Source organism: Chromobacterium sp. IRSSSOUMB001, from assembly GCF_023507765.1.
In the GTDB taxonomy this organism is placed as follows: domain Bacteria; phylum Pseudomonadota; class Gammaproteobacteria; order Burkholderiales; family Chromobacteriaceae; genus Chromobacterium; species Chromobacterium haemolyticum.
In genome coordinates this window covers 375,274-388,075 of the sequence record NZ_JALCYU010000002.1, presented here as the reverse complement: position 1 = coordinate 388,075, position 12,802 = coordinate 375,274, and the positions used below count along the sequence as shown (strand labels likewise).

Genomic DNA, 12,802 nt, shown 5'->3' with positions numbered 1-12,802 from the left:
TTGTTTTGTCCGGCGTTTCTTGCAAGCTGGCGCGGGAACGGATGCATATGCTGGGCGGCATCAACGATTCGACTCATCACCTTTATCAGGATGCACCCATGCGACTCCCATTTCTCCCGGTTTCCCATCAGACACTGGATGTCTTGATCCCGCGCTATCTGAACGCGCCCCAGGCGAAGGAGGCCAGCGCGCTGGCCAAAGTATTAAAGGCTTGCTCCAATCAGGCCGTGGAGCGCGGCAGCTACGCGGACTTGGGCGCTTTGCGCGATGCCATCGCCGCGGAGATCAAACCGCTGCCGGCCAGCTTCGGGCATAAAGACTTAAGATTGAACGCGGAGTTGCAGCTTGCGCTCAAGGGCGTGGACAAGCGAATCGCCAGCGAACAAGCGCATTACCGTCAACAGGCGCGCTATGCTCAGCATGGCTATGCGGCCGATCCGGACTCTTCGCGCCGCTTGTTGGGGGCCCGGGCGAACGCTTAAGTTTGCGTTAAGCCGGCGCTGTTTTAATGGCACCGTCAACCAACACTTAAGGAGCCACAACATGAAAACCATCACCGTTCTGCTCACTGCCGCCGCCTTGTCCCTGCCGTTCGCCGCTCAGGCGGAATTCGCCGGCCCCGGCGTGCCGGCCGCGGTCACTACCGTAGCCGCCGCGCAGAAAGCCGCCGACGACACCCCGGTCACCCTGGAAGGCAAAATCGTGCGCCAGATCGACCACAAGCGTTATGAATTCCGCGACGCCACCGGTTCGATGACGGTGAAGATCAGCCAGAAACGCCTGCCGGCGAAAAAGTTCGACCAGAACAGCAAGCTGCGCATCGTCGGCGAAGTGGACAAGGAACTGACTTCGACCAAGGTGGACGCCAAGCTGGTGGAAGTTTTGCCGTAAGCCGCTTTCCCCTGGCCAATGCGACGGGCCCGGCGCTGCATGAGCAGGCCGGGCCCGTGTCTTTATTGGGGGCTTACTGTGACGGGCCTTCGTCCTTCAACTGCTCCTCGTGCTCCAATTCTTGTTGCGCCTCCAGCGCCTGTTCCTCGGCTTCGCGCAGCAAGTGGTTGATCCTTTCGAAGTCGAACAGATCCTGGGTGTTGCGCAGCCGCTCGGCGTAATGAATGATGTTGCTGCCGTCGGCCAGTAGCAGAGCGGGCGCGGTGTAGCCGCTAAGCGGATATTCGCGGATCAACACCCCGTAATGTTTGTGGAAATCGCGGCCGCGCAGCGTGGACAGCAGGGTAACGTGGGGCAAGCCGTGCTCGCGCCGGGCGCGGGCCAGAGAGGACGGCGAATCCACCGTAATCACCGCCAGGCTGATTTGCGGCCAGCGCTCCAGGAAGCGCCGCGTCTCCTGCAGCAGATATTGGCCGCCATGCTCGTATTCATCCAGCGAGAGCAAGGTCAGAATCAGCTTGGGCACGCCGCCCAAGCCTTCCAGCGACACGTCCTGCTTGCCGTCGCCCACCAGCATGAAGCTGGGTAGATAAGCGCCCACTTCAGGGAAGTCCCCCTCCACCGGCAACAACTCATCGCCGTATTGCAACATGAAGTCGCTCATTCTCGTCTCCCTATGCCCATTCTTCTATCGTGGACCACATGACGGCAAAATCAAGCCGCCGTTTTGCTATGAGCATAAAAAAAGCCCGCGTGGACGCAGGCTGTAAGGGCTGGGAAAACAAAAGTTCAGGATTGGGCGGCTTTCGCGGCGGCCAGCTGAGCGGGCTGCGGCGCGGCGACCGGATCCTCCGGTAGAACCGGCTCGCCGGCCAGCACGCGGCGCATGCGTTCTTCGTCCAGCGCCTTCTCCCAGCGCGCCACCACGATGGTGGCCACGCCGTTGCCTATCAAATTGGTGATGGCGCGGGCTTCTGACATGAAGCGATCGATGCCGATCAGCAGCGCCAGGCCGGACACCGGCAGCTTGCCGCCCAGCGTGGCCAGCGTGGCGGCCAGGGTGATGAAGCCGCCGCCGGTCACCGCCGCCGCGCCCTTGGACGTGAGCAGCAGCACGCCCAGCAGGCCCAGCTCCTCCGCCAGCGTCAGCTCCACATTGGTGGCTTGGGCGATGAAGATGGCGGCCATGGTCAGATAGATGGAGGTGCCGTCCAGATTGAAGGAGTAGCCGGTGGGAATCACCATGCCCACCACCGGTTTGGAGCAGCCCAGGTTCTCCAGCTTCTTCATGATGCCCGGCAGCGCGGATTCCGACGAAGACGTGCCCAGCACCAGCAGCAGTTCTTCCTTGATGTAGACCAGGAAGCGCCACAGGCTGAAGCCGTTGAGTTTGGCGATGGTGCCCAGCACAACGAAGACGAAGGCGAAACAGGTGAGGTAGACACAGAGCATCAGGAAGCCCAACTGCTTGAGCGAACCCACGCCGTACTTGCCGATGGTGAAGGCCATCGCGCCGAAGGCGCCGATGGGGGCCAGCTTCATCAGCATATTGATCACGCCGAACAGCGCATGGGAAAACTCGTCCAGGATGTGGACGATGGTCTTGCCGTTGTCGCCCATCTTGGTCAGCGCCAGGCCCAGCAGCACCGAGAAGGTCAGCACCTGCAGGATTTCGCCGTTGGCGAACGCGCCCACCACCGTGTCCGGGATGATGTGCATCAGGAAATCAATGCTGCTCATTTCCTTGGCGTTGGCCGCGTACTTGGCCACCGAGTGCGCGTCCAGCGTGCTGGGGTCCACATTGAGGCCGGCGCCGGGCTTGAGCACATTCACCACCACCAGGCCGATCACCAGCGCCAGCGTGGTGACGGCTTCAAAGTAGAACAGCGCTTTCACGCCCACGCGGCCTACTTCCTTCATATCGCCCATCTTGGCGATGCCCACCACCACGGTGGCGAAGATGATGGGGGCGATCATCATCTTGATCAGTTTGATGAAGGCGTCGCCCAGCGGCTTCATCTTCGCGCCCAGGTCGGGAACGAAGGCGCCGAGCATCACGCCGAGGAAAATGGCCAGCAGCACCTGGAAATACAGGCGCTGGTAAAGAGGGGTTTTGGTTTGCATCGTGATCCCTGTGGCGTTGTCCGCTCCAGCCGCGCCTCCCGGAAAGCCGGGCGGGCCGAAGTCGTTTATGCGATCGAAAGGCAGGCTCTTATTGGCCCATGAGGCGGGATGCTAGCAAGAGGAGGCGTGGCGACGAATTGCCGATATCCCTATGCGGGATAACCCCAACACGAACCAAATCGCTTCTGTCGTCCTTGCGGCGCGGCGGTTTTGGTGGAGGCAAGGCTCCATCCGAGCCGTCAGCTTCTATGCTTGGAAGACGCATCGTCGGAATCGCGCGGGAGGCTTGCCGCCATGAAGTCAGCATTTGTTCACGTCGCCCTGCTGTTGGGCGCGCTCTCCGTCGGTGTCCGGGCGGAGTCGACATCGCCCCGCCTCCGTTTGCTGACCGAGGATTATCCGCCGTTCAACATCGCGCTGGAGGAGGGCAAGATCGGCGGCCTGTCCACCGACATCCTGCGCGAACTGTTCCAGCGCGCCGGCATTCCGTACAGCATGGAACTGCTGCCCTGGCTGCGCGCCTACGCCATCGCGCAGCAGGAGAGCAATAGCTGCGTTTACTCGACCTCGCGCACGCAGAGCCGGGAAAGTCAGTTCAAATGGGTGGGACCCCTGGTCAGCAATTCCTGGAGCCTGTTCGCCGGCCCCCACAGCCCGGCCGGCGTGGCCATGCTGGAGGACGCGCGCGGCTACACCATAGGCAGCTACAAAGGCTCGGGCATGTCGCAGTATCTGGCCGATCTGGGCTTCAAACTGGACCTGGCGAGAGCGGACGATTTGAACGCCAAGAAGCTGGTGGCCGGCCATATCGATTTCTGGGCCAGCGGCGAGTTCAGCGGCGCTTACATCGCCTCCGCCAACCGTCTGCCCATCCGCCTGCTGTTCAGCTTCAACACGGTGCAGATGTATCTGGCCTGCAATCCGGGGCTGGATGAGCGCATCGTGCAGAAACTCAACAAGACGCTAAGCAATATGCAGCGCGACGGCGTGGTGGACGCGCTGCGCAAGCATTACCGCTAGCCCGGGGCCATGCGGACGAGTGCGCCGCTCAATGGAATTGCTTGATGTAGGACGCCACGCCGCCCAACAGCATCTCGATCGAGATCGCGGTCAGCACCAGGCCCATCAGCCGCTCCAGCGCAGTGATCGCCTGCTCGCCCAGCAGCTTCTGCAGCTTGCCGGAAAACAGAAACACCAGCAGCGTCACCAGCATGCAGATGGTCAAGGCGCCCAACCATTCCAGCATCCGCTCCGGCTCGCGGGTGGACATCAGCAGCACGGTGGCCATCGCCGACGGGCCGGCAATCAAGGGCACGGCAATCGGCACGATGAAGGGCTCGCCGTGCATCTTGTCGCCGCCAAACACGCTGCCCTCGCCGGGGAAGATCATCTTGATGGCGATCAGGAACAGGATCACGCCGCCGGCCACCCGCATCGAATCGTCGGTCAGATGCATCAGGTCCAGGAAGTTGCGGCCAAAGAACATGAAGGCGGATAGCACCAGGAAGGCGATCAGGCATTCGCGGTAGACCACGCGCCGGCGGCGCTCCGGCTTGACCTGCTTGAGCGCGGCGATGAACAGCGGGATATTGCCCAGCGGATCGGTGATCAGGATCAGCAGGACGGTGGCGGACAGGAAAGAGGTTTGCATGGTGTGTGCTTGCAGCGTTGTAGGGTAACGATGGCGCGCAGGCCTTGTGGGTAAGGCTCTGGTTTTTAAGCGCGCGTCCGGGCGGGATTATCTCATGGAGATGCCGAATGGGTTAGTCCGGATTGCGACGGTTTTATTCGTTTGGCCTGCTTCTCAGTCCTGCCCGCCAGACCGGGCCGGCGGGCGTGGACGAGCTCAGCTCAGTTCCTGCAACTGCCGATAGCTTTGCTGCAAGCGGCGGGTGAAGGGTTCGAGCAGGCAATACGCCTGCTCTCGGTCCAGATGCTCGATCTCGGACTGATCCAGCAGCGTCAGCAGCCCGGCCAGCGCGCTGCTGATCTGGCCCAGCTCCAGCGAGGTGGCGTGACAGCTGTCGTGGAGGTATTGGCTGCAATGCGTCAGCCGTTTCCATTCGGATTCGAGAATGGGCGGCGCGTCTTGGCGCAGGCACTGCGCGCGCAGTTGCTGGATCAGGCGGTCTAGTTCAATGAAGCTGGGGATGGGGTTCATGGCTGCGCCTCCTGAGCCGGGGCGCGGGCTGGCGTGTTGCAGGGCGGGGGATAGCTGAACAAGGGTAGAACCAACATGGGGAACGCTCCTTTTTCGTGGTTCGCCTGCGGGCTCGCTCTCAAACGGGCTGACAGGCGCGTGACGAGGTTGAGAGACCGGGGAAAAAGGAAGCCGGTAGGCCGTAAAGGCCTCCCCGCCACGGCCCGCCGGATGGCGAAGCAATAGCGTTCTGGATGCGACTGCATACGCAGTGGCATCCCCTTTTTCCCTTTATATGGGCTCTCACACCCAGCGCCGCTAAGTGAAGCGGCACGCGGCGATTGTTGCCGAAGGGGCTGGTGGGGTCAAGCGGGGAGGGGTGTACCATGAAAAACGGCGAGCCATGGCTCGCCGTTTTGCTGTCCGCGCGCTGTGTTACTCCGCGGTGTGATCGTCCTGCTCGATGGTTTCGGCCTGCTCGCCCGGTTTTTCCTTGCGGGCGCTGCCTTCCACCATATTGATGACGAACAGCCGGCATTGCAGCGAGCCGTTGTACAGCGGGGTGCGGCGCTTGGGCGACAGGTGGATCAGCTTGGCCAGACGCAGGTCGCCGCTGAACAGGTTGGCGTGCCAGCCGGCGAAGTGTGCCTTCAGCCAGTCGCCCAGTTGCGGGTACCATTCAGCCAGCTGGTCCAGTTCGTCCATGCGCACGCCGTAGGGCGGGTTGGCCACCAGGATGCCGTTTTCGCCGTTGGGGCGGGCGTCCAGCACGTCCATCGCCTTCAGTTCCACCAGGCCGGAGAGGCCGGCGCGCTCCAGGTTGTCCTTGGCGACGTTGATGATGGACTGATCGCGGTCGGAGCCGTTGATCGTCAGCTTGGTCAGCGGCTTTTCGGCGTGTTGAGCGTCCAGCAGCAGTTTTTCCCAACTGGCGGAATCGAAGCCGCGCAGTTTCTGGAAGGCGAATTTGCGTTGGCGGCCCGGCGCGCGGTTGAGCGCGATGTCGGCGGCTTCCACCAGGAAGGTGCCGCTGCCGCACATCGGGTCCAGCAGCGGCTGGCTGCCGTTGTAGCCGGTCAGCATCAGGATGCCGGCGGCCAGGTTTTCACGCAGCGGCGCGTCGCCGGTTTCCTGGCGCCAGCCGCGCTTGAACAGCGGCTCGCCGCTGGTGTCCAGGTAGATGGTGGCGCTGTCTTCGGTCAGGAATACGTGGACGCGCACGTCCGGGTGACGGGTGTCGACATTGGGACGGCCCAGCTGCGCCTGGCGGAAGCGGTCGCAGATCGCGTCCTTCACTTTCAGCGAGATGAAGTCCAGGCTCTTGAAGTGGCAGCGGATGGCGTCGGTCTTCAGCTTGATGCTGTTGGACACGTCGAACCAGCGCGGCCAGTCCACGTTCATCGCCAGGCGGTAGATGTCCTGCTCGTTGCGGTAGCCGCCCTGGGCCAGTTGCAGCAGCACGCGGCTGGCGGTGCGGCTGTGCAGGTTGGCCGCCATCAGCAGGTCGCGGTCGCCGGCGAAGGCCACGCCGCCGTCGGCGGTGGCGATGTCGCGCGCACCCAGGCTGCGCAATTCGTCAGCCAGGATGGCTTCCAGGCCGCGCGGGCAGGGGGCGAACAGGGACAGTACGCTGTCGCGCACCTGGGTCAGGCTGGGGGCCTGACGTTCGGACGGCGCGTGGCGCGGCGCTTCGGCGTGGCGGTGTTCGCCGCGGGTTTCCACGCGGTGCTGGTCGCCCAGCGGCTTCAGGCCGCCGGCGTTCGGCTTGCCGAACAGCTGGCGGGCGTCGCCTTCACGGCGCTCGTGGCGTGGGCGTTCTTCCTGTTGCCAGCTTTGGCGCGGCGCGCGTTCGGCGTCGTCGCGGCGGACGTCGTTATCGCGATAGGACGGTTTGCTGAACAGCTTGCGCGTGCCGCCTTCGTTGCGCGCGGCCGCTTCGCCTTGCGGGCGCTCCTGGCGCGGAGCGGGTTCGGCGTTGTCGCGGCGGAAGCGGTTGTCGCGTTCGGCGGATTTGCCGAACAGCTTGCGCGGGCCGTCCTCACCGCGTTCAGCGGGTTCGTTTTGCTGCCACGGCTTGCGGGGCGCTTGTTCGGCGTCGTCGCGGCGGAAACGGTTGTCGCGGTCGCCGTGTTGGCGCTCTTGCCATGGCTTGCGCGGGGTGTCGTCGCGGTGGTCGCTATGCTGGCGCTCTTGCCACGGTTTGCGCGGGGCATCGTCGCGGCTCTCGCCGTGTTGACGTTCCTGCCATGGCTTGCGTGGTGTTTGCTCGGCGTCGTCACGGCGGAAGTGGTTGTCGCGGTTGGCAGATTTGCCGAACAGTTTGCGCGGACCATCTTCGCGCTGCTCGCTGTGCTGGCGTTCCTGCCAAGGCTTGCGCGGCGCCTGTTCTGCGTCGTCGCGGCGGAAGCGTTGCTCACGGTCGGCGGACGGATTGAACGGCTTGCGCGGCTGATCCACATGGCGTTCGCCGTCGCGCTGTTGCCAGCGGGGCTTGCCTTGCGGCGCGCCTTGTTCGCCGTCCCGTTCCAGATGCAGCGGTTTGCGGCCGGACGGGCCGCGGTCGCGGCTGTAAGGCTTGCGTTCTTGTTCCACGTCCGCCGTGGCGTTCAGCGGTTTGCGGCCGGATGGGCCTCGGTCGCGGCTGTAGTCGCGCGGCTCGCGGTCTTCGCGGTGATGGAAGGGCTTTTTGGGACCGCTGCCTTGCGGGCGCTCTTCGCCGTCGCGAGCGAAGCTGCGCGGCTGCCAGTTGTTGCCGCGCTCTTTATTGAAGCGGTCCTGGCCTTCGTTGCGCTCAAAGCGCTGCTGGCCTTGCGGCCGGCGGTCGTTGCCATAGGGCTTGTCGCGCCCGGCTTGTTGGTCGCGTCCTTGATAAGGGCCGCGCTTGCCGCCGTCGCGCGGGCCTTGTCCCTGTCCTGGGCCGCGGTCTTGCCAATTGGGCTTGGCGTTGCCCGGACGCGGGCCGGAATAGGGCGCGCGCGGCGCGGAGTCGGCCGAAGGCGCTTTCTTCTGGATCACGGGGCTTTTGCCGGCCGGGCTGTCTCCGCCTGCCGGCGAACTGGCCTCATTGTCGCGGCTATTGAATTCGCGGCGCATATTGGCACGCTGGCGGGAACGGAAACTGGACATGGAACTTCCTTGAGTAAGCAGACTTTTAAGCAATTCTTTGATTTTAACTTATTTATCCGGAGGCTGCTTGGTGACAGCGAGGCTTTCCGCTACCATATCCGGTTCGATTCAAGATGATAGACGATGCTGCACAGCTCCTTCGCCGCGCGCCTGACCGCCTGGCAAAAAACGCATGGACGCCATGATCTGCCGTGGCAGGTCAGCGACCCGTACCGGATCTGGCTGTCCGAGATCATGCTGCAACAGACCCAGGTCAAAAGCGTGCTGGACTACTACCCGCGCTTTCTCGCCCGCTTTCCGGACGTGGCCGCCCTGGCCGCCGCGCCGCAGGAGGACGTGCTGGCCTTGTGGAGCGGCCTGGGCTATTACAGCCGGGCGCGCAATCTGCACAAGGCGGCGCAGATGGTGATGACCGAGTTTGGCGGCAGCTTCCCGGCCGAGCGCCAGCAGCTGGAGCGCCTGCCCGGCGTGGGGCGCTCCACCGCCGCGGCGATTGCTTCTTTTGCCTTCGGCCGGCGGGAAACCATTCTGGACGGCAACGTCAAGCGGGTGCTGACCCGCTGCTTCGGCGTCGCCGGTTTCCCCGGCGAGCGGGCGGTGGAGCAGAGTTTGTGGCGGTTGGCCGAAGACCTGCTGCCGCGGGATGCGGCGCTGATGAGCGCCTACACTCAAGGTTTGATGGACCTGGGCGCCACGGTGTGCAGTCGCGGCAAGCCGGCCTGTACCGTCTGTCCTATGGTGGACGGCTGCGTGGCGGCGCGCGAGGGGCGTACCGGCGAGCTGCCGACGCCGCGGCCGAAGAAGACGGTACCCACCCGCCATACGGTGATGCTGCTGGCCACCCATGGCGACAAGGTGTGGCTGCTGCGGCGGCCGCCCACCGGCATCTGGGGCGGCTTGCTGTCTTTGCCGGAGTTCGAGACCTCGACGCAGGCCGAGGACTGGCTGCAACGGACGGGGCGGGGCGACGCGTTGCCGGCCTGGCCGGAACTGGAGCATGTGTTCACGCATTACCGTTTGATCATTACGCCGCTGCCGGCGCGCCTGGACGGCTTGAACGGCGGCGCGGCGATGGAGGACAACGGCCAGTGGCTGCCGTTGGCGGAGGCGCCGGACGCCGGCGTGCCCGCGCCGGTGCGCCGGCTGTTGTTGCGCTTGGCCGAGTAGCCGGGCGCTGTCGAAACACGATTTGATTGAGTTACTGGGTTGATATGGTTTCCGTAGTTCGTTCGATGGCTGACACCTTGGCAGACGCGGCTAATCCGCAGCGCTGGCTGGAGGGCTTGTCTTCTTCGCTGAGCGGCGAAGAGCAGGCGATGATCACCCGCGCCTTTGACGAGGCGCGCGCCCTGTACTGCGGCAAGACCATGGCCCAGACCGGCGAGGATTTGTTCAACCACGCGGTGGCCGCGGCCGCTATCGTGGCGGATCTGAATCTGTTGCCGGACGCCATCGTCGCCACCTTGATGTTTGCTGCCTCGGATTACCGCGAGGACTGGCAGGCCTGGCTCTCCGAAACCTTCAATCCGACGGTGGCGGTGCTGGTGGAGGGGGTCAACGGCGTGCGCCGCATCACCGAGCTGGCGCGCATAGACAAGCTCTCCACGCCGGAAGAGCGCGCGCGCCAGGCGGAAACCATGCGCAAGATGCTGCTGGCCATGGTGGCGGACATCCGCGTGGTGCTGATCAAGCTGGCCTGGCGCACCCAGACCATGCACTACCTGGCGGAAGTGGCCGACGAGACGGTGCGCCGCCGCATCGCCACGGAAACGCTGGACCTGTTCGCGCCCTTGGCCAACCGCCTGGGGGTGTGGCAGATCAAGTGGGAGCTGGAGGACCTGGGCTTCCGTCATACCGAGCCGGACAGCTATAAGCGCATCGCCAAACTATTGGACGAGCGCCGGCTGGAGCGCATCGATTATATCGACCGGCTGCTGGACACCTTGCGCACGGAACTGAAGAACGCCGGCGTGAAGGCGGAGGTGGCCGGCCGGCCCAAGCACATCTTCTCCATCTGGAAAAAGATGAAGAAGAAAAAGCTGGATTTCTGCGAGCTTTACGACATCCGCGCGGTGCGCATCCTGGTGGAGCGGCTGCCGGACTGCTACACGGCGCTGGGCATTATTCACGGGACCTGGCAGCCGATTCCCGGCGAGTTCGATGATTACATCTCCCACCCCAAGGCCAATAATTACCGCAGCTTGCACACCGCGGTGATCGGTCCGGAGGACAAGGCGGTGGAGGTGCAGATCCGCACTTTCGAAATGCACGAGCACGCCGAGTTCGGCGTGGCCGCGCACTGGCGCTATAAGGAGGGCGGCAAGGGCGACGCCGCCTACGAGGAGAAAATCTCCTGGCTGCGCCAATTGCTGGACTGGCGCGAGGAGATGTCTGACCGCGAAGGTCTGGCCGAGGCGTTCAAGACCGAGCTGTTCGCCGACACCATCTATGTGTTGACGCCGCAAGGCCGGGTGATCGCCTTGCCCTTTGGCGCCACCCCCATCGACTTCGCCTATTCGGTGCACACCAATCTGGGGCACCGTTGCCGTGGGGCCAAGGTGGAGGGGCAGATCGTGCCCTTGTCCACGCCGCTGCAAAACGGCCAGCGGGTGGAAATCCTCACGGCCAAGGAGGGCGGGCCCTCGGTGAACTGGCTGCACGACGGCTGGGTGAAGAGCCATCGCGCCATTTCCAAGATCCGCCAGCACATCCGCCTGCTTAACGCGGACACCGTGCGCGAAACCGGCAAGATGCTGTTTGAGCGCGAGCTGGCGCGCCACAGCCATATGCAGCCCAATCTGGGCGCGCTGGCGGAGAAGCTGGGCTACGACAAACTGGAAGAAGTGTACGGCGCGCTGGGCCACGGCGAGCTCACCACGCGCGTGGTGTCCAACGCCATCGTCAGCTTCGCGCCGCCGCCGCCGACGGACGTGGCGCCGGAAAGCCTGGTCAAGGCCAGCAAGGGCGGCCACGACGCCGGCGGCGTGCTGATCGAGGGCGTGGACAATCTGATGACGGTGCTGGCCAAGTGCTGCAAGCCGGCGCCGCCTGACGGGGTGATGGGCTTCGTCACCAAGGGGCGCGGCATTTCCATTCACCGTACCAATTGCCTGACTCTGAAAAAACTGTCGGTGGAAGCGCCGGAGCGGCTGATCGCCGCGGAATGGGGCGACCAGCGCAGCAGCGTGTTCCCCATCGACATCGAAATCATCGCAATGGACCGCCCTGGCCTGCTGCGCGACCTCTCCGACGTGCTGTCGCGCGAGAAGCTGAACCTGATCGGCGTCAACACCCTGTCGCGCGACACCCGCGCCCGCATGCGCTTCACTGTGGAGGTGCGCCAGGTGCAGGACATCAGCCGGGTGCTGTCGCGGATGATGGAGTTGAGCGGGGTGCAGGAGGCGCGGCGTTTATAGAGGGGACCTCGCAAACCTACTGCGCTGCTCGATAGCGGCGTTGCTCCGTGCTCGCTCCCTCGCCGTACCATTTGTACTATCTCGGTCGCTGCGCGCGGTGCGCCTTGCTCTCGAACCGCTCGCTACGGTTTGCGAGGTCCCCTAATTGCCGGCGCGGCCGAGTTTGCGTTGGCACAAGTTCACCGTCGCTGTGCATTGCTTTGACTTGAAGAAATTTTCATAATGGGCTTTTTGCGCCGCCGCTGTCCGGCGGCGCTGAGGTTTTGGAATGGTTGGCGAGCGCTGCGCCCGGCTTGCCTGGCTGTTCATCTTTGAAAGGTTTGTTAGCTCATGTCCGAACTGATCGCCGCGGCGCGCCGCGCTCTGTCCCTGATGGACCTCACCACGCTGAACGACGACGACACCAATGATAAGGTCGCCGCGCTGTGCCGCAAGGCCAAGAGCGAAGCCGGCACCGTGGCCGCGGTCTGCGTTTACCCGCGCTTTGTGCCCATTGCCAAGAAAACCTTGCGCGAAGCCGGCTGCCCCGAGGTGAAAGTGGCCACCGTCACCAACTTCCCGGCCGGCGACGAGGACATCGCCATCGCGGTGGCGGAAACCCGCGCCGCGATCGCCTACGGCGCGGACGAGGTGGATGTGGTGTTTCCGTATCGCGCGCTGATGGCGGGCAACCGCGAAGTGGGCGCACAACTGGTGGCGGCCTGCAAGGATGCTTGCGACGGCAAGACCTTGAAAGTCATCATCGAAAGCGGAGAACTGAAGGACGAGGCGCTGATCCGCGAGGCCAGCCTGATTTCCATTCAGGCCGGCGCCGACTTCATCAAGACTTCCACCGGCAAGGTGCCGGTGAACGCCACGCTGGCCGCGGCCGGCGTGATGCTGTCCGCCATCCGTGAAACCGGCGGCGCTTGCGGCTTCAAGGCCGCCGGCGGCGTGCGCACCGCGGCCGAGGCGGTGGAATACCTGGATCTGGCCGAGCATCTGCTGGGCGCGGAATGGGTGAGCGCCGCGCGCTTCCGTTTCGGCGCGTCCGGTCTGCTGGGCAATTTGCAGGCGGAAATCGAAGGGGGCGAGGTTAAGCCGATTAGCGGCTACTGATCGTTCG

11 protein-coding genes are annotated in these 12,802 nt (G+C 64.2%); 6 read left to right on the top strand and 5 right to left on the bottom strand.

Annotated features, from left to right (window positions below):
• The first annotated feature begins 47 nt into the window (after positions 1–47).
• Entirely contained in the window at positions 48–482 is a 435-nt protein-coding gene (locus MOV80_RS03925) for a hypothetical protein (RefSeq protein WP_249604849.1), read from the top strand.
• A 61-nt stretch (positions 483–543) separates the two neighbouring features.
• Positions 544–891: a NirD/YgiW/YdeI family stress tolerance protein gene (locus MOV80_RS03920; RefSeq protein ID WP_019100345.1), complete on the top strand. Its 348-nt coding sequence runs from the start codon at positions 544–546 to the stop codon at positions 889–891.
• A 73-nt stretch (positions 892–964) separates the two neighbouring features.
• Here the strand turns inward: MOV80_RS03920 and MOV80_RS03915 are convergent, their stop codons facing one another.
• The gene (locus tag MOV80_RS03915; RefSeq protein WP_019100346.1) at positions 965–1,555 is read right to left on the bottom strand and encodes a hypothetical protein; all 591 of its coding nucleotides are present in this window, start codon (positions 1,553–1,555) and stop codon (positions 965–967) included.
• A 125-nt stretch (positions 1,556–1,680) separates the two neighbouring features.
• Positions 1,681–3,015, bottom strand: a complete 1,335-nt coding sequence (locus MOV80_RS03910; RefSeq protein WP_249604848.1) for a dicarboxylate/amino acid:cation symporter — start codon at positions 3,013–3,015, stop codon at positions 1,681–1,683.
• A gap of 294 nt (positions 3,016–3,309) precedes the next feature.
• On the opposite strand from MOV80_RS03910, the gene MOV80_RS03905 reads away from it, so the two are divergent.
• Positions 3,310–4,035, top strand: coding sequence for a transporter substrate-binding domain-containing protein (locus MOV80_RS03905; RefSeq protein WP_249604847.1), 726 nt, complete (start codon positions 3,310–3,312; stop codon positions 4,033–4,035).
• Between the two features lie 28 nt (positions 4,036–4,063).
• Here MOV80_RS03905 and MOV80_RS03900 read toward each other — a convergent pair whose 3' ends face one another.
• The 3 genes from MOV80_RS03900 to MOV80_RS23545 all read right to left on the bottom strand — a co-directional run bounded on the left by MOV80_RS03900 (position 4,064) and on the right by MOV80_RS23545 (position 8,281).
• A complete protein-coding gene (locus tag MOV80_RS03900) occupies positions 4,064–4,666 on the bottom strand; it encodes a MarC family protein (RefSeq protein ID WP_019100349.1) in 603 nt (200 codons plus the stop codon).
• A 195-nt stretch (positions 4,667–4,861) separates the two neighbouring features.
• The gene (locus MOV80_RS03895; protein WP_019100350.1) at positions 4,862–5,176 is read right to left on the bottom strand and encodes a DUF1484 family protein; all 315 of its coding nucleotides are present in this window, start codon (positions 5,174–5,176) and stop codon (positions 4,862–4,864) included.
• 414 nt (positions 5,177–5,590) lie between these two features.
• Positions 5,591–8,281 (bottom strand): THUMP domain-containing protein, encoded by a 2,691-nt coding sequence (locus tag MOV80_RS23545; protein ID WP_345944376.1) that lies wholly within the window; start codon positions 8,279–8,281, stop codon positions 5,591–5,593.
• A gap of 126 nt (positions 8,282–8,407) precedes the next feature.
• Between MOV80_RS23545 and mutY the strand changes: the two genes are divergently transcribed.
• From mutY to deoC, 3 genes are all read left to right on the top strand, one after another.
• Complete coding sequence (mutY, locus tag MOV80_RS03885; RefSeq protein WP_048415718.1) at positions 8,408–9,448, top strand: A/G-specific adenine glycosylase; 1,041 nt, start codon at positions 8,408–8,410, stop codon at positions 9,446–9,448.
• Positions 9,449–9,492: 44 nt separating this feature from the next.
• A complete protein-coding gene (locus MOV80_RS03880) occupies positions 9,493–11,697 on the top strand; it encodes a bifunctional (p)ppGpp synthetase/guanosine-3',5'-bis(diphosphate) 3'-pyrophosphohydrolase (protein ID WP_039753689.1) in 2,205 nt (734 codons plus the stop codon).
• 330 nt (positions 11,698–12,027) lie between these two features.
• The gene (deoC, locus tag MOV80_RS03875) at positions 12,028–12,795 is read left to right on the top strand and encodes a deoxyribose-phosphate aldolase (RefSeq protein WP_043592765.1); all 768 of its coding nucleotides are present in this window, start codon (positions 12,028–12,030) and stop codon (positions 12,793–12,795) included.
• Positions 12,796–12,802 lie beyond the last annotated feature (7 nt).